Below are 15,988 nucleotides of genomic sequence, written 5' to 3'. Positions count from 1 at the left end.
CAGGAGGGGTTTCCCGCGCCCTGAGGGCAGTTCGCGCGCGCTCAGGGGAGTTCGGGTGCCGGAGCGGGGTCCCGCCCGGGCACGACGGGGGCCCTCTTCAGCGTCCTGGGCAGCGCCGCCAGCATGAACAGCGTGCAGGCGCCCAGCAGAACCGCCCCGACCCGGAAGGCCATGCCGTAGCCGGCGGCGAGCGAGGCGGCGTCGTGGCGCGCGTCGGTGCGGGCCGCGGCGACCGTGGACAGCACGGCCAGTCCCAGCGCCCCGCCCATCGTGCGTCCCGTGCCGAACAGCCCGGACAGCAGGCCCGCCTCGCCCGGATCTTCGGTCGCCGTCGCGATGGTGGCCAGCGGCGTGGCGGCCAGACCCGCGCCGAGCGCCATCACCACGCCGGGCCCCAGGATCGTCGTCACGTATCCGCCCTGCGCGTCCATGGTGCCCTGCCACAGGTAGCCGAGCCCGGCCATCGCCGCGCCGGCCACCGCCAGATACCGCTCGCCCGCCCGCGCCATCAGCAACGGCGCCACCTTGGAGCCCAGCACGATCGTCAGCGAGTGCGGGACCAGCGCGAAACCCGCCTGGAGCGGCGTGTAGCCGAGCACGTTCTGGGTGTACAGCGACAGGAAATACCACATGGCGAACATCGCCAGGCCGTTGATGAAGATGGCCACGTTCGCGGCGGAGACGGCACGGTTGCGCAAGAGCCGCAACGGCACCAGCGGCTCGGGCGACCGCGCCTCGGCCAGGACGAACAGCACCAGCAGCACGAGCCCCGCCACCAGCGGGCCCAGCGCGCTGGGAGCCGCCCAGCCTGCGCTGTCGGTCCGCACGATGCCGTACGCCACCGCGCCCAGGCCCAGCGTGACCAGCAGCGCACCGGGCACGTCGAGCCTGCGCACCGTCTCCTCGCGGCTCTCCGTGAGCCAGACGGCGGCCGCCGCGACGACCAGCGCGCCGATGGGCACGTTGATCAGCAGCACCCAGCGCCAGGAGAGCGCGTCGGTGAGCACCCCGCCCACGAGCCCGCCCGCGGCGCCGCCGCCCGCGCCCACCGCCGACCAAGTCGCGATCGCCTTCGTCCTGGCCGGGCCCTCGGGGACGGACGTCGTCAGCAGCGTCAGCGTGGCCGGGGCCAGGATCGCGGCACCCATGCCCTGGATGCCGCGGGCCGCCAGCAGGTGCCACGGCTCCTGCGCGAGGCCGCCCGCCAGGCTCGCCGCCGTGAACAGGGCGAGGCCCGCGAGGAAGACCTTCTTCCGCCCGAACAGGTCGGCGGCCCGGCCGCCGAGCAGCATCAGCCCGGAAAAGGTGAGGGTGTAGGCGTTCACGACCCACTGCAAGCCCGTCTCGGACAGCGCGAGGGTGTCGCGCATCGAGGGCAGGGCGACGTTGACGACGGACACGTCCAGCACGACGAGGAACTGGCCTGCGCAGGCGGCCAGCACGACCGCCCAGAGGCGGGGCGCGGTGAGGGGCATGCGCGCAAGTGTGTCATTTCCCCCGGACCCGCCCCCGCGGTTTTCCGCCCGCCCGGCGACGGTGCGGCCGGGCGGGACAAGGCGGGCCGCGGGCGCACCCTGGCAGGTCTCAGCGGCGCAGCACCGTCACCACCGCGGCGCCGCCCAGGCCGATGTTGTGGGCCAGGCCCACGCGCGCCCCCGGCACCTGGCGGGGCCCCGCGGTGCCGCGCAACTGCCAGACGAGCTCGGCGCACTGGGCGAGGCCCGTCGCACCGAGGGGGTGCCCCTTGGAGATCAGCCCGCCCGAGGGGTTGACCACCCACCGGCCCCCGTAGGCCGTCGCCCCCGACTCCACCAGCCGGCCGGAGTCGCCCTCAGCGCACATGCCCAACGCCTCGTAGGTGAGCAGCTCGTTGACCGAGAAGCAGTCGTGCAGCTCGACCACGTCGACGTCCTCGATGCCGAGCCCGCTCTCCTCGTACACCTGCCGCGCTGCGGCCCGCGACATGGGGCGGCCGACGACGTCGATGCACGAGCCGGCGGCGAAGGAGTTTTCGGTGTCGGTCGTCATGGCCTGCCCGGCGATCTCCACGGCGTGCTCCTGGAGCCCCCTTGCGCGCACGAAGCGTTCGGAGGCGACCAGCGCGGCCGCCGCGCCGTCGGAGGTGGGTGAGCACTGGAGCCGGGTCAGCGGGTCGTGGATGACCTTGGCGGCGAGGATCTCGTCCCGCTCGTACACCTCGCGGAACTGCGCGCGCGGGTTGCCTGCCGAGTGGCGGTGGTTCTTCTCGCCCACGGCGGCGAGCTGCTCCCGCGTGGTGCCGTACCGCTCCATGTGCTCGCGGGCCGCGTTGCCGAAGATCTGCGCGGTGGGCGGACTCGCCTCGAAGCCGTGCCCGGCCGCCATGACGCCGTAGTGCCGGGCGACGGGGGAGGTGGCGAAGTCACCCGGGTCGGCGCCCGAGCCCAGGGCGCCCTTGCGCATCTTCTCGAAGCCGAGCGCGAGGACGCAGTCGTTGATCCCCCAGGCCACGAACTGGCGGGCCAGCATCAGCGCGGTGGAGCCCGTGGCGCAGTTGTTGTTGACGTTGTAGACGGGGACGCCGGTGAGGCCGAGTTCGTAGACGGCGCGCTGAGCGGCGGTCGAGGGCTGGTGGCAGTGGCCGACGGCGGCCTGTTCGACGGCGTCGTAGGCGAGTCCCGCGTCGGCCAGCGCCGCGCTGCCCGCCTCCTCGGCCATGTCCCAGTACTGCCACTCGCGGGTTTCGGGTTTGACGAAGGGGGTCATCCCCACGCCGATGACGAACGCCTTGCCGGTCATGGCTGCTCCTTGTGTCTTTGGAGAGCGTTCGGACGAGCTCGCCCAACGAGCCCGGATGAGCGAACGGGCTCAGATGAGGGGGCGCGGCTCCGGGTCACGAGGCAGTCCGAGCAGACGTTCGGCCACCACGTTGAGCTGCACCTGGGTGGTGCCGCCCGCGATGGTCAAACAGCGCGACATCAGGAACTCGTGCACCGCCCGCTCACCGGCTCCCTCGCACACCGCGCCGTCCGCGCCGAGCAGTTCGAGGGCCAGCTCGGCGATCCGCTGCTGGTGCGGGGTCTGGATGAGCTTGCGGACACTGGCGCCGGCGCCCGGATCCAGCCCCTCGACCTGCTGGAGCGTGGTGCGCAGCCCGATGCAGGCCAGCGCGTGGGCCTCGGCCGCCAGAGCGCCGATCCGCTCGCGCACCGTGTCGTCGACGCCCTCGTGCGCACCGCCGCTTGGGCCCAGCCGGGCGAGGAGGGCTTCGAGTCCCGTACCGAAGGTGAGCTGATCGGCCATGTGGACGCGTTCGTTGCCCAGAGTGTGCCGGGCCACCCGCCAGCCGTCGTTCACCTCACCGACCACCGCGTCGGCCGGGAGCACGGCGTCGTCGAACCACACCTCGTTGAACAGCGCGTCGCCCGTGATCTCCTTCAGCGGGCGCACCTCGAGTCCGGGGGTGTGCGCCATGTCGACGAGGAAGAACGTCAGGCCCTCGTGCTTGGGCGCCTCCGGGTCCGTGCGCGCCAGCAGAATGCCCCACTGCGCCCACTGCGCCGCCGACGTCCACACCTTCTGGCCGTTGATCCGCCAGCCGCCGTCCCCGGTCGGCTCCGCGCGGGTGCGCAGCGAGGCCAGGTCCGAGCCCGCCTCCGGTTCTGAGAAGAGCTGGCACCACAGCACCTCGCCGCTGAGCGTGGGCATCAGGTGGCGCTCGCGCTGGGCCTCGGTGCCGTAGGTGAGCACAGAGGGCACGACCCAGGTGGCGATCCCCAGGTCGGAGACCTTCACGCCGTGCTCGTCCAGCTCGCGCTGCACCGCCAGCTGCCGCACGGGCCCCGCGCCCAGACCGTAGGGCGTGGGCAGGTGCGGGGCCGCGTAGCCGGTCGGCGCCAGCGCGCGGCGGACCGCCGCGGGGTCCTGCCCCCGCAGCGGCGCGATCACCTCGCGCGCCTGCGCGCGGTAGCCCTCCGCCTCGTCCGGCAGCCGCATGCGCAGCCTGCGGCGGGTGCCCGCGCCCGCGAGCCGGGCGGCGCGGAGCCGGTGCGCCGCACCGGTGCCCAGCAGCTGCCGGGCCACCACGGCGCGGCGCAGGTACAGGTGTGCGTCGTGCTCCCAGGTGAAGCCGACGCCTCCGAGGATCTGCACACAGTCCTTGGCGCAGGTGTGGGCCGCCTCCAGCGCGACCGAGGCGGCGAGCGCCGCCGTCAGCCCGCGGACCGCCTCGGGGCCGCCCTCATCGCCGTGCTGCCCGCCGGCCGCATCCGCCGCCTGCGCCGCTCCTTCGTCCGGGGTGCGGGAGGCGCGGGCCGCGTCCCAGGTGAGGGCCCTGGCCTGTTCGAGGCGGACGAGCATGTCGGCGCACAGGTGCTTGACGGCCTGGAACTGGCCGATGGGCCGCCCGAACTGCTCGCGGGTCCGGGCGTGTTCGGTAGCGGTCGCCAGTGCCCAGGCGGCGAGACCGCACGCCTCGGCGGAGAAGAGGACGGCGGCGACCTCGCGTACGCGGTCGTCGTCGAGCGGCAGCGCGCGGGCCGCCGGCACCTCCAGCCCGCGGGCGGTGACCTCGGCGGTGGGGCGCAGGGGGTCGGCGCTCTCCTGCGCGCTGATGTCGAGCGCTTCGGCGTCGACGGTGAGCCACACGGTGCCGGCCGGGGTGCCCGCGGCGAGGAGCACCACGTCGGCCTGGGCTCCGCCGAGCACGGGTGGGGCGGTGCCGTCGAGCACGTAGGAGGGGCCGTCGCCGTGCCCGGGCGCCGCGGTGAGGGAGCCGGGGCCGAGGGCGAGGGCGGCGACGCGCTCACCGGTGGCCAGCGCACCGAGCAGTGCGGCGTCCACGCCGCCCGCCGCGCGCAGGAGTTCGCAGGCGAGGACGTGGGGCAGGTAAGGGCCGGGAAGCGCGGCCCTGCCGGTCTCCTCCACGACGACGGCCAGGTCGGGCAGGGAGCCGCCCCCGCCGCCCGCGTCCTCGGGCAGGTGGATGCCGCACAGGCCCTGCTCCGCGAGCCCCTTCCACCAGGGGGGCCGCTCCGGGCCCGGCGGAGTCTCCAGCGCCGCGCGCCGTTCCGTGCCGGGGACGGCGCGCGCCAGCCAGCCCCGTACGGAAGCGGCCAGGTCCCGCTGCTCCTGGGTCGTTCCGATGCCGCCTGCGATTCCGGTACTTGCGGTACTCCCGTCGGCCATGCGGGGCACAGTAGAACACGTTCCACCAAGAGGGAAGGTGCGCGCCGACGGCGAGACCGGGCGCCGTGAACCCTCGGTGGGGCCCCCGGTGGGAGGCCCTCGGTGGGAGATTCTCGTCGGGAGGCGGAGCGCCTCTGCGGCACCTTCTCCCGGCAGGGAGACGGCGGTAGGGCAGCATGACCCGGTAGCGCGCCGGCCCGGAACGGACCGCGGGCGAAACGCGGACGCGCGTCCACGACAGGTAAGGAACACCGATGAACCAGCCCTCCCCCACCCCCGGTGGCGGCGTCGCCGCTCCGCAGCCGCATACGCTCGCCGCGTTCGAGGCGGCGAAGGGTTTCATGCCGCGGGACGAGGGCCTGGCGCTGTACGCGGCGGCCGCCGAGGCGGGGGCGCTGGGGCTGCCGCTGCTGGAGGTGGGCACCTACTGCGGGCGCTCCACGCTGCTGCTGGCGGACGCGGCCCGGGCGGCGGGGGTGCCGGCGCTCACCGTCGACCACCACCGCGGGAGCGAGGAGCAGCAGCCCGGCTGGGAGTACCACGATCCCGAGGTCGTCGACCCGGTCGTGGGCGCGATGGACACCCTGCCCACCTTCCGGCGCACACTGCACGCGGCCGGCCTGGAGGAGCACGTGATCGCGCTGGTCGGACGCTCGCCGCGGGTGGCCGCGCTGTGGGGGACGCCGCTGGGTCTCGTCTTCATCGACGGCGGCCACACGGAGGAGCACGCGAGCGCCGACTACGAGGGCTGGACCCCGCACCTGGCACCCGGCGGACTGCTGGTGATCCACGACGTCTTCCCCGACCCGGCGGACGGCGGACAGGCGCCGCACCACCTCCACGAGCGCGCCCTGGCCTCGGGCGCCTACGGCCCGGGCCCCGCGACGGGTTCCCTGCGGGTCCTGCGGCGGCGCTGAGCGCGGCACCCGCGCCCCCCGCTCCTCACTCCGGGTGCCCCGCGGCCACCGCGCCGGAGGCTGCCCGGGGGCGAGGGCCTACCATCTACGCCCGTGTCGAATGGAGGCTACGTGAAGCGACGGCGGCGGACGGGGCAGCGGATGGCGGCGGCGGTGACCGCCGCGCTCGTGTGCCTGGGCACCGCCGGATGCGGCGCGTTCGGCGGAGACGGTGACGAGGACGGCAAGCCGCACGCGAAGGACGGGGGAGGCACCTCTGCGTCCTCCCCCGGCGCGGGGAGCGAGCAGGGCGACGACGCGCGGGGAGGGGAGAAGCCGGCGGACAAGCCGCTGCGCGGCAAGGTGATCGTCGTCGACCCCGGCCACAATCCGCACAACCGCGACCAGCCAGGCAAGATTTCCCGGCGCGTCGATATCGGCACGGGGAAGAAGGAATGCGACACCACGGGCACCGCGACCAATTCAGGTTACGCGGAGGCCGACTTCACTCTCGATCTGGCCCACCGGGTCCGTGCGCGGCTTCAGGAGCACGGGGCCACCGTCAGGTTGACGCACGACGGCGACGAGCCGTACGGCCCATGCGTGGATGAACGCGCGGAAAAGGGAAATCAGGCGCAAGCGGACGCGGCCATTTCGCTCCATGCTGACGGGGCACCCGCTGGAAGCCGCGGTTTCCATGTGATTCTTCCCGCATCGGTCCACGAGGGCGCCGCGGACACCCGCGACATCGTCACGCCTTCTCGACGGTTCGGTACCGATCTGCGCGACGCTTTCCGTACGGCCACCGGCGAACAGCCCGCCAACTACCTTGGTGACGGCAACGGCCTGGACACCAGAGGCGACTTGGGGGGCCTCAACCTGAGTAAGGTGCCCAAGGTCTTCCTCGAATGCGGCAACATGCGTGACCCGCACGACGTCGCCAACCTCACGTCGGCGAAGTGGCGCGAAAAGGCGGCAGGCGGGGTCACGGACGGGATCACCGCTTTCCTCACAGCCGGGAAGGGGAAACCGTGAAACCGGGAAGCGAACCCCCGGGGCCCGCCCGTAGTCTCATCCGTACGATGGGGTGCTCACCCCCGGCAGACTTCAACCATGACCAGACCGATTAAGGACCCCACGTGAACATCCGCTCGCTCACGCGAGGCGACGGTGCGGTGATAGGAGCAGCGGTGCTGCTGTTCATCGCTTCGTTCCTCGACTTCTTCTCCATCGAATGCTCCGGTTCGCTGTGCGACGAGGTACCGAACGCCTGGGACACGGAGAAGCTCCAGCTGATCCTGCCCTCGATCTTCCTGACGGGGATCCTCGGTGCCGCGGCGCTGGTCGGTGGCCGTTTCCTGCCGGAGGGCCGCAAGTTCGGCGCCGTCACGCTGCCGCAGTTCGGTGCGAGCCTGATCGTGGTCTCACTGTGGTCCATGATCTGGGAGTTCATCGTCGCCCCTGACGGCGCCGACATGGGTGCCGGGGCCATCCTCGGGCTCATCGCGGTGCTGATCGGTGCTGCCGCGGCGCTCATCACCCCGGTCGTCCCGGCGCTGGCGGCTCCGCTGGTGCCCGCCGGCGGTGCGGGGGGTCCCGGCGCGGGTGCGGCGCCCTACGGCTACCCGCAGCAGGGCGGCTACGGCTACCCGGGCGGCCCGCAGGCGGGCCAGCCGGGCCCGTACGGTGCGCAGGGCGGTCAGCCGGGTCAGCCGCAGTACGGCCAGCCGGGGCCGCAGCCGGGCCAGCCGGGGCCGGGCCAGCCCCACGGGGGCGCGCAGGGCGCCCCGGGCGCTCCCCAGGACGCCGGGTTCCAGCCGTTCTGGTTCGCCGTCCCGATGGCGCGTCCGCTCTTCCCCGAGGACGGCTCGCCGCAGCCGATCGCCGAACTGGCCCCCGGTACCTGGTACCTGGCGGTCGAACAGCGCGGCCAGGCGCTCATCGCCCAGACGCAGGACGGCCGCCGCGGCGTCCTACAGGACACCTCCAACATCCAGCGCGGCTGAGCCTCCAGGCCGCCCGCACGGGTCAGCGGCCCCTCGCCCTTCCGGGCGGGGGGCCGCTGCCGTACGCTGCCCCGGCGACCTGACGTCTTGTCAGTTGCCGGGCGGGCGGACGAAGGGGGCGGGCGATGCGGCTCGGACTGGCGCTCGGGTACTGGGGCCGCGGGCCCGACCCCCGCCACCTGGAACTCGCCCGCGAGGCGGAGGACCTGGGCTACCACTCGGTGTGGACCGCCGAGTCCTGGGGCTCGGACGCGTTCACGGCCCTGACCTGGATCGCCGCCCACACCAGCCGCATCCGCCTGGGAACCGCCGTCGCACAGATGGCGGCCCGCACCCCCACGGCCACCGCCATGCACGCCCTCACCCTCGACCACCTCAGCGGCGGCCGCATGCACCTGGGGCTGGGCCTGTCGGGCCCGCAGGTGGTCGAGGGCTGGTACGGGCGGCCCTTCCCCTCCTCGCCCCTGACCCTGACCCGCGAGTACGTGGACGTCGTACGCCAGGTACTGCGCCGCGAGGCGCCCGTGACCCTGGACGGGCGCTACCACCCGCACCCGTACACGGGCCCCGGCTCCACCGGCATGGGCAAACCGCTGAGGTCCATCACCCACCCGCTCCGCGGCGACCTGCCCGTCCTGCTCGGCGCGGAGGGCCCCAAGAACGTCGCCCAGACCGCGCGCATCGCCGACGGCTGGCTGCCGCTGTACTGGTCGCCGACGCGCGCCTCGGTCTACCAGGACGCGCTCGCCACGGCACCGCCCGGGTTCCTCGTCGCACCCCTGGCCCAGGCCAGGATCTGCGACGACGTGGCCGAGGGCCTGCTGCCCGTCAAGGCCATGCTCGGCTTCTACGTCGGCGGCATGGGGCACGCCCGCCGCAACTTCCACGCGGAGCTGATGGCGCGCATGGGGTACGCGCAGGACGCCGAGCGCGTCCAGGCGCTGTTCGCCGAGGGGCGGCGCGAGGAGGCGGTACGCGCCGTGCCCGACGCCTTCGCCGACGAGATCTCGCTGGTGGGCCCGCGCGCGAGGGTCGCCGAACGGCTGGAGCTGTGGCGCGCGGGTCCGGTGACCGACCTGCTGGTGCTGGCACCCGATCCGCACACGCTGCGGGTGCTGGCCCAGCTGGCCGGGTAGCCCCGGGGGGCGCCCCGGCCCCCGCGTTCCCGGGGAAGCCTCAGCAGCAGTCGGGGTCCAGGCCCGTCGGCAGGGCGTCGCCGCGGAAGACCTGGACCGTCGCGTCGTCGCCGCCCAGCGCCGCGACGGCCAGCAGCAGCGCCCCCGCCGTCCACGTGGTGCGCTCGACGGGCCAGACGGCCTCGTTCTCGAAGACGTACCCCGTCCAGTACATGCCGTCGTCGGCGCGCAGGTGGCCCATCCACTGGAGCACGTCCAGGGCCCGGTCGGACTCGCCCATCGCCCACAGCGCGAGGGCCAGTTCCGCGCTCTCGCCGCCGGTCACCCACGGGTTGGGGACGACGCAGCGGCAGCCGAAGCCGGGCACCACGAAGCGGTCCCAGCCCTCCTCGACGCGCTCCTTGGCCGCGGTGCCGCGCAGGGCGCCGCCGAGGACGGGGTAGTACCAGTCCATGGAGTAGCGGCTCTTGTCGAGGAACCGTTCGGGGTGGCGGCGGATGGCGTGGCCGAGCCAGCCCACGGCCAGTTCCCAGTCGGGCTGCGGCTCCTCGCGGTGCTCGGCCATCGCCAGCGCGCACCGCAGCGCGTGGTGGACGGAGGAGGATCCGGTCAGCAGCGCGTCGGTGCGGGCGGTGCCGTCGGCCTCGCGCTTCCAGCCGATCTCGCCGCCCGGCTGCTGGAGTTCGAGCACGAACGCGACGGCCGCGGTGACCACGGGCCACATGCGGTCGAGGAAGGCGTCGTCGCCGGTGGCCAGGTAGTGGTGCCAGATGCCGACGGCCGGGTAGGCGCAGAAGTTGGTCTCGCGGGCCCGGTCGGTGGGGGCGGCCGCGTCACCGTCGGCGTAGGCCGCGTACCAGGAGCCGTCGGGCCGCTGGTGGGCGGCGAGCCAGCGGTAGGCGGCCTCGGCGCGGTCGTGTTCGCCCGCGGCGTCCAGGGCCATGGCCGCCTCGACGTGGTCCCACGGGTCGAGGTGGTGGCCGCGGAACCACGGTATGGCGCCGTCGTCGCGCTGCTGGGCCGCGATGCCGGCGACGGTCTGCCGGGCCTGCTTTGCGGTCAGGACGCCGGGCAGTACGAGCCGCTCGGTGCGCTCGGGGCTGGTCACTTGGCCGCCGCCGCACTCTCGTCGGCGCGGAGCTGAAGGTCGTCGGCCTCGGTGAGGTGCGGAAGGTGCGGCTTGGTCGCGTAGGCGACGAAGCTCTTGCCGATGACGGGGTCGAGGGCGCGCTCGGCGAGCCGGGTGGCCAGCGGGCGCTTCATGATGTCCCACACCAGCAGCTTGTGGTAGGCGCGCACCGGCAGCGCTGCCTCGTCGCCGTCGCGGTTCACCCCGAAAGCGCACTTGAGCCACCAGTACGGTGCGTGCAGTCCGTGGGCGTGGTGGCTGCCGTAGGGGCGCAGCCCGGCCCCGCGCATCTTGGCCAGGAGTTCGGTGGCCCGGTAGATGCGGATGTGGCCGCCCTCCACCTCGTGGTAGGCGTCGCTGAGCGCCCAGCAGACCTTCTCCGGGCCGTACCTGGGCACGGTGACCGCTATCCGGCCGCCGGGCCGCAGGACGCGCACCATCTCGGCGAGGACGCCCTTGTCGTCGTGGATGTGCTCCATGACCTCGGAGATGATGACGACGTCGAAGCTGTCGTCGGGGAACGGCAGGGCGAGCGCGTCGCCCTCCATGGCGGTGGCGGTGGCGCCTTCGGGGGCCTCTCCCTCCTCGGCCATGGCCGCGAACCAGGCGGCGACCTCGCGGATCTCCTCGGCGTTCCGGTCGAGCGCGACCACGCGTGCTCCGCGCCGGTAGCACTCGAAGGCGTGCCGTCCCGCCCCGCATCCCAGGTCGAGCACGCGGTCGCCGGGGGCGAGCGGGAAGCGGGCGAAGTCCACGGTCAGCACAGGCGATCAGCCTTCCAGAAGGTCATGCGGGGGGGGCGGGAGCGGGGCCGACAGGGCGGCGGGTCAGCGGCTTTCAGCGACTTGCTTCGGCCTTCGGTGGCTCGTGCCGGCTTTCGGCGGCGGCGTGCGGCGGCCCGACGGGCGGCCGCGCCACGGGCGGCGCGGTCTCGCGTGCGGGCGCGCCCATGGCGGCGCGGTAGCACTCGACGGTGCCCAGCGCCGCCTTCTCCCAGGTGAACTTCCGCAGCACCCGCTCCCGTCCGGCGGCCCCGACCCTGGCCCGCAGCGCGCTGTCGGACAGCAGCCGTACGAGCCCGGCGGCCAGCGCGCCGGCGTCGCCCGGCGGCACGGCCAGGCAGGTGTCGCCGTCCCGCCCGGCGACCTCGGGGATGGCGCCGCCCGTGGTGGCCAGCAGGGGTGTGCCGGTGGCCATGGCCTCGGCGGCGGGCAGGGAGAAGCCCTCGTACAGGGAGGGGACGCAGGCGACCTGGGCGGAGCGCACCAGCGTGGCGAGTTCCGCGTCGGTGATGCCCTTGACGAACTCGACGGCGCCGCCCAGGCCGTGGGCGTCGATCGCGTCGGCGACCGGGCCGTGGGCGGGGCGTTTGCCGACGACGACCAGGTGCGCCTCGGGCTGCTCGGTGCGCGCCTTGGCCAGCGCCTCGATGAGAAAGACGAGGCCCTTGAGCGGCACGTCGGCGCTGGAGGTCGTCACGATCCGGCCCGGCGTCTCGGGCACGGACGCGTCGGGCGAGAAGAGGCGGGTGTCGGCGCCGATGGGCACGACGTGGATGCGTTCGTGGCGCACACCGAGGTCGTCGGCGATCTCCTGGCGGGAGGAGCCCGAGACGGTGACCACCGAGGGCAGGCGGCGGGCGACCCGGCGCTGCATGCGGGTGAAGCCGTACCAGCGGCGGACGGAGACCTGCTGCCGCCAGCCGTGCGCCGCCTCCAACTCCAGTCTGCGGTCGACGGTGACGGGGTGGTGGATGGTGGTCACGAGGGGCGCGCCGAGCGCCCCGGGGCCGCCCAACAGGCCGTAGCCGAGCGTCTGGTTGTCGTGGACGACATCGAACGCGCCGCGCCGCGTGGCCAGGTGGCGGCGGGCGCGCAGCGAGAAGGTGAGCGGCTCGGGGAAGCCGCCCGTCCGCATGGTGCCGACCTCCATCAGGTCGACCCAGTCGCGGTACTCGCCGCGCCCCGGGGTGCGGAAGGGGTCGGGCTGGCGGTAGAGGTCGAGGCTGGGCAGCTCGGTGAGGGTGAGGCGCCCGGAGGCGTCGGGGACCTCGTCGAGCACCGGGTAGGGCTGGGCGCCGATGACCTCGACGGTGTGGCCCAGGCGGGCGAGTTCGCGGGAGAGGTGGCGTACGTAGACGCCCTGGCCGCCGCAGAAGGGGTTGCCCTTGTACGTCAGCAGCGCGATGCGCAGCGGGCGGTCCGTTACGGCCTGACCGGTCACTCGCGGCCCCCTTCGTCACTGCGTTCCGCCGGAGCGTAGCCGCTCGCGCTAACCTAGAACAAGTTTCAGGTCGCTGTTCGGGAGGGACGGCACCGGGCGGTGGCGCCGCCCGGGACTCGCCCCGGAGTGAAGAATTTACCGGCCAGTCACTTCGGGCGAACCACCGGAGCAGGTGATTCGCGCCACCCCTGCGGGGCCTGCAACAATGCACGGCTCACCCCAGGGCTTCACGACGCCACGGAAACGGGACGAACAACGCGATGCCGACACCGCCGCAGCCCAAGCCCCCGCACACGGCCCGAGCCAAGCGGCCGTCGCGCCCGCAGCCGCTCACGCACCCGCTGACGCAGTCTCCGCCGCTGACCGAACGCCAGGAGGCCAGGCGCCGCCGCATCCTGCACGCCAGCGCGCAGCTGGCCAGGCGGGGCGGGTTCGACGCGGTGCAGATGCGCGAGGTGGCCGACTCCTCGCACGTCGCCCTGGGCACCCTCTACCGCTACTTCCCCTCCAAGGTGCACCTGCTGGTGGCCACCATGCAGGACCAGTTGCAGCACATGCACGAGACCCTGCACAAGCGGCCCCCGGAGGAGACCGAGGCGGCCGCCCGCGTCGCCAAGACGTTGATGCGTGCCTTCCGCGCCCTCCAGCGCGAGCCCCAGCTGGCCGACGCGATGGTCCGTGCCCTCAACTTCGCCGACCGCTCCGTCAGCCCCGAGGTGGACACCGTCTCCCGGCTGACGACGGCGATCATCCTGGACGCCATGGGCCTGGAGGGGCCCGCCACCCCCGAGCAGCTCTCCGCGGTCCGCGTCATCGAACACACCTGGCACTCGGCGCTGATCACCTGGCTCTCGGGGCGCGCCTCGATCGCCCAGGTCAAGATCGACATCGAGACGGTCTGCCGGCTGATCGCGGTGACGGCGCCCCCGGCGGAAGCGGAAGAGGACTGAAGGCGCGAGCCCTCACGCCCCCGCGGGGGTGAAGCGGACCGGGGTTCCCGGCGGGGCCTGGGCTGCCACGTCGAGCGCCTCGGCGGGCACGACACCGACGACGGGGTAGCCACCGGTCGTCGGGTGGTCCGCCAGGAAGATCACCGGACGGCCCTCGGGCGGCACCTGGACGGCTCCCAGCGGCATGCCCTCGCTGGCCAGTTCCCCTTCCCCGGCCCGCTCCAGCGCGGGGCCCTCAAGGCGCAGCCCGATCCGGTTGCTGGCGGCGGAGACCCGGTAGCCGCAGGTCAGCAGGGTGCGCAGCCCGCCGGAGGTGAACCAGTCGTGCCGCGGCCCCAGCACCACGGGCAGCAGCAACTCGCGCGGCGGCGCCGTCCAGGCGGCGGCGTCGCAGCAGCCCGCGGGCCGGTGCGCGGGCGGCGCGCCGAGGCCGAGCACCCCGCCCTCGCGCAGGGGCGCGGGTCCGAGTCCGGAGAGCAGGTCGGTGGCGCGGCTGCCCAGCACCGGATCCGCGTCCACGCCGCCGTCGAACGCCAGGTACGAGCGGACGCCGTGGGTGGCGGCACCGACGTCGAGGACGGCGCCCGCGGGGACGTGGACGGGCTGCCCCCAGGCGGCGGGCCGCCCGTCGACCCTCACCGGGCAGGGCGCGCCGGTGACGGCGGCGACGGTGGGACGCAGGGCCCGCACGGCACACCCCGTCAAGGTGGTCTCCAGGGTCGCGGCCGTCTCCGGGTTGCCGAGCAGCCGGTTGGCGAGGCGGTGAGCGCCCGCGTCGAGGGCTCCGGAGCGCGGTACGCCCAGGTGCGCGTAGCCGGCGCGGCCGAGGTCCTGGACGGTGGTCAGCACCCCGGCCCGTGCCGTCTGAAGTCCGCCGGCCCTCACGGTCGCCTCCCAGGGGCCGGCCCTGGCCCGGCTCGTCGGGGCCCGGGCTGCGCCTCGTCGGACTCCAGCGGGACGAAACGCACGCGCGTTCCCGGCGTGAGGAGTGCGGCGGGGGTGCGGTCCGCGTCCCACAGCACCGTTTCGGGTGCCGTACCGATCAGCTGCCATCCGCCGGGTGAGGAGCGCGGGTAGACGCCCGTGTACGGGCCCGCGAGGCCGACGGCACCGGCCGGGACGCGGGTGCGCGGATCGGCGCGGCGCGGCACGTGGTAGCGCTCGTCGAGCCCCGTCAGGTAGCCGAAGCCGGGGGCGAATCCGCAGAAGGCGACGCGGAAGGTGGCGGCCGCGTGGATACGCGGCACCTCGTCCTCGGCCACGCCCCACAGCGCCGCCACGTCGGCGAGGTCGGGGCCGTCGTAGCGGACGGGGATCTCCAGCGCGCCGGCCGCCGAGCCGGTCAGCGGCGGCACGTTCCAGCCGGGCAGCTCGGCGGCCAGCGCGCGGGCCGCGTCGGCGCTCGGGAAGCCGTCCAGCAGCACGGTCCTGGCCCCTGGGACGATCTCGGCGACGGGCGGCAGGGTGCCCAGGGCGCGGCGGCGCAGGAGTTCGGCGTGCAGGGCCTCGGTCTCCTCGGCGGTGCCGAGTTCGACCAGCAGCCCGTCGCGGCCCACCGGCAGCACGGCGGCGCGGGCCTGGCCGCGGCCCGCGCGGCCTTCCGGACTCGCGCCGCGTTCCCCGGCCACCTCGTGCGCGCTCCGGCTCACGCGAAGGCCCGGACGGTGACGCCGGCCGCGGCCAGCTCCTCGCGGACCCGCCGGGCCAGTCGCGCGGCGGCCGGGGTGTCGCCGTGCACGCACAGCGAGCGGGCCGCGCTGCGCAGCCGTCCGCCGTCGGCGGCGACGAGCTCGCCGTCCCCGGCCAGGCGCAGCGCCCGCTCGATCACCTGCTCGGGGTCGTGGAGCACGGCGCCGGGCTCGGTACGGGGCACGAGCGTGCCGTCGGGGCGGTAGGCGCGGTCGGCGAACGCCTCTGCGACCGTGGGCAGTCCGGCCTCGGCCGCGGCGGCCAGCAGCCGGGATCCCGGCAGGCCGAGCACCGGCAGCGGGCTGCCGGGGCCCCGCGCCGCTTCGGCCAGCCGCACGCCCTCGACGACGGCGGCGGCCTGCTCGGCGTCGTGGACGGCGCGGTTGTAGAGCGCGCCGTGCGGTTTGACGTAGGCGACCGCGGAGCCGGCCGCGCGGGCGAAGACCTCCAGCGCCCCGACCTGGTACGCCACTTCGGCGGCCAGCTCGGCGGCGGGCACGTCCATGGCGCGGCGGCCGAAGCCGGCCAGGTCGCGGTAGGAGACCTGCGCGCCGATGCGGACACCGCGTTCGGCGGCCAGTTCGCAGACGCGGCGCATGGTGGCGGGGTCCCCCGCGTGGTAGCCGCAGGCGACGTTGGCACTGGTGACCGAGGCGAGCAGGGCTTCGTCGTCGGTCAGGTGCCAGCGCCCGAAGCCCTCGCCGAGGTCGGCGTTAAGGTCGATCATCCGGTCCATCGCCAGCAACGTAAGCGATTGTTGAACAATCCGGCAAGAGGGCCCGGCGTCCGGTTC

General features: G+C 74.4%; 14 protein-coding genes. 5 read left to right on the top strand and 9 right to left on the bottom strand.

Annotation, left to right across the window (positions count from 1 at the left end; translation table 11 throughout):
- Nucleotides 1-41: 41 nt before the first annotated feature.
- The 3 genes from DQ392_RS27640 to DQ392_RS27630 all read right to left on the bottom strand — a co-directional run bounded on the left by DQ392_RS27640 (nucleotide 42) and on the right by DQ392_RS27630 (nucleotide 5,166).
- Nucleotides 42-1,475, bottom strand: a complete 1,434-nt coding sequence (locus DQ392_RS27640) for an MFS transporter (protein WP_114018421.1) — start codon at nucleotides 1,473-1,475, stop codon at nucleotides 42-44.
- A gap of 109 nt (nucleotides 1,476-1,584) precedes the next feature.
- Nucleotides 1,585-2,778: a lipid-transfer protein gene (locus DQ392_RS27635; RefSeq protein WP_114018420.1), complete on the bottom strand. Its 1,194-nt coding sequence runs from the start codon at nucleotides 2,776-2,778 to the stop codon at nucleotides 1,585-1,587.
- A 69-nt stretch (nucleotides 2,779-2,847) separates the two neighbouring features.
- Entirely contained in the window at nucleotides 2,848-5,166 is a 2,319-nt protein-coding gene (locus DQ392_RS27630; protein WP_114018419.1) for an acyl-CoA dehydrogenase family protein, read from the bottom strand.
- Nucleotides 5,167-5,420: 254 nt separating this feature from the next.
- Between DQ392_RS27630 and DQ392_RS27625 the strand changes: the two genes are divergently transcribed.
- The 4 genes from DQ392_RS27625 (at nucleotide 5,421) to DQ392_RS27610 (ending at nucleotide 9,204) form a co-directional block, all read left to right on the top strand.
- Entirely contained in the window at nucleotides 5,421-6,083 is a 663-nt protein-coding gene (locus DQ392_RS27625; RefSeq protein ID WP_114018418.1) for a class I SAM-dependent methyltransferase, read from the top strand.
- A gap of 141 nt (nucleotides 6,084-6,224) precedes the next feature.
- Entirely contained in the window at nucleotides 6,225-7,097 is an 873-nt protein-coding gene (locus DQ392_RS27620; RefSeq protein WP_114018417.1) for an N-acetylmuramoyl-L-alanine amidase, read from the top strand.
- A 104-nt stretch (nucleotides 7,098-7,201) separates the two neighbouring features.
- Nucleotides 7,202-8,068, top strand: coding sequence for a DUF5336 domain-containing protein (locus tag DQ392_RS27615; protein WP_114018416.1), 867 nt, complete (start codon nucleotides 7,202-7,204; stop codon nucleotides 8,066-8,068).
- A gap of 125 nt (nucleotides 8,069-8,193) precedes the next feature.
- On the top strand, nucleotides 8,194-9,204 hold the full coding sequence (locus tag DQ392_RS27610; protein WP_114018415.1) for an LLM class F420-dependent oxidoreductase: 1,011 nt from the start codon (nucleotides 8,194-8,196) through the stop codon (nucleotides 9,202-9,204).
- A 40-nt stretch (nucleotides 9,205-9,244) separates the two neighbouring features.
- Here DQ392_RS27610 and DQ392_RS27605 read toward each other — a convergent pair whose 3' ends face one another.
- The 3 genes from DQ392_RS27605 to DQ392_RS27595 form a co-directional block, all read right to left on the bottom strand.
- Nucleotides 9,245-10,312 (bottom strand): prenyltransferase/squalene oxidase repeat-containing protein, encoded by a 1,068-nt coding sequence (locus DQ392_RS27605; RefSeq protein ID WP_114018414.1) that lies wholly within the window; start codon nucleotides 10,310-10,312, stop codon nucleotides 9,245-9,247.
- On the bottom strand, nucleotides 10,309-11,097 hold the full coding sequence (locus DQ392_RS27600) for a class I SAM-dependent methyltransferase (RefSeq protein WP_114018413.1): 789 nt from the start codon (nucleotides 11,095-11,097) through the stop codon (nucleotides 10,309-10,311). The genes DQ392_RS27605 and DQ392_RS27600 overlap by 4 nt, the downstream gene beginning before the upstream one ends.
- Before the next feature lie 73 nt (nucleotides 11,098-11,170).
- Nucleotides 11,171-12,556: a glycosyltransferase family 4 protein gene (locus DQ392_RS27595; RefSeq protein ID WP_114018412.1), complete on the bottom strand. Its 1,386-nt coding sequence runs from the start codon at nucleotides 12,554-12,556 to the stop codon at nucleotides 11,171-11,173.
- Nucleotides 12,557-12,816: 260 nt separating this feature from the next.
- On the opposite strand from DQ392_RS27595, the gene DQ392_RS27590 reads away from it, so the two are divergent.
- A complete protein-coding gene (locus DQ392_RS27590) occupies nucleotides 12,817-13,506 on the top strand; it encodes a TetR family transcriptional regulator (RefSeq protein WP_245982034.1) in 690 nt (229 codons plus the stop codon).
- 12 nt (nucleotides 13,507-13,518) lie between these two features.
- Here DQ392_RS27590 and DQ392_RS27585 read toward each other — a convergent pair whose 3' ends face one another.
- The 3 genes from DQ392_RS27585 to DQ392_RS27575 form a co-directional block, all read right to left on the bottom strand.
- Nucleotides 13,519-14,391 carry a 5-oxoprolinase subunit C family protein gene (locus tag DQ392_RS27585; RefSeq protein ID WP_114018411.1) on the bottom strand — a complete coding sequence of 291 codons (873 nt, stop codon included), beginning with the start codon at nucleotides 14,389-14,391 and terminating at the stop codon, nucleotides 13,519-13,521.
- Nucleotides 14,388-15,071, bottom strand: a complete 684-nt coding sequence (locus tag DQ392_RS27580) for a 5-oxoprolinase subunit B family protein (protein ID WP_245982097.1) — start codon at nucleotides 15,069-15,071, stop codon at nucleotides 14,388-14,390. Before DQ392_RS27580 ends, DQ392_RS27585 begins: the two co-directional genes overlap by 4 nt.
- An 80-nt stretch (nucleotides 15,072-15,151) precedes the next feature.
- Nucleotides 15,152-15,922 carry a LamB/YcsF family protein gene (locus tag DQ392_RS27575; protein ID WP_114018663.1) on the bottom strand — a complete coding sequence of 257 codons (771 nt, stop codon included), beginning with the start codon at nucleotides 15,920-15,922 and terminating at the stop codon, nucleotides 15,152-15,154.
- Between the last annotated feature and the right edge of the window lie 66 nt (nucleotides 15,923-15,988).

The sequence above is a fragment of the Streptomyces reniochalinae genome, assembly GCF_003323735.1.
In the GTDB taxonomy this organism is placed as follows: Bacteria; Actinomycetota; Actinomycetes; order Streptomycetales; family Streptomycetaceae; genus Streptomyces; species Streptomyces reniochalinae.
The sequence above is the reverse complement of the archived record's forward strand: the minus strand, read 5'-3'. Positions and strand labels throughout refer to the sequence as shown.

Bases quoted from the DNA above. Each gene is read 5' to 3' on its own strand.
- DQ392_RS27640 (WP_114018421.1), bottom strand. From the start codon at position 1,475: ATGCCCCTCACCGCGCCCCGCCTCTGGGCGGTCGTGCTGGCCGCCTGC.
- DQ392_RS27635 (WP_114018420.1), bottom strand. From the start codon at position 2,778: ATGACCGGCAAGGCGTTCGTCATCGGCGTGGGGATGACCCCCTTCGTC.
- DQ392_RS27630 (WP_114018419.1), bottom strand. From the start codon at position 5,166: ATGGCCGACGGGAGTACCGCAAGTACCGGAATCGCAGGCGGCATCGGA.
- DQ392_RS27625 (WP_114018418.1), top strand. From the start codon at position 5,421: ATGAACCAGCCCTCCCCCACCCCCGGTGGCGGCGTCGCCGCTCCGCAG.
- DQ392_RS27620 (WP_114018417.1), top strand. From the start codon at position 6,225: ATGGCGGCGGCGGTGACCGCCGCGCTCGTGTGCCTGGGCACCGCCGGA.
- DQ392_RS27610 (WP_114018415.1), top strand. From the start codon at position 8,194: ATGCGGCTCGGACTGGCGCTCGGGTACTGGGGCCGCGGGCCCGACCCC.
- DQ392_RS27590 (WP_245982034.1), top strand. From the start codon at position 12,817: ATGCCGACACCGCCGCAGCCCAAGCCCCCGCACACGGCCCGAGCCAAG.
- DQ392_RS27575 (WP_114018663.1), bottom strand. From the start codon at position 15,922: ATGATCGACCTTAACGCCGACCTCGGCGAGGGCTTCGGGCGCTGGCAC.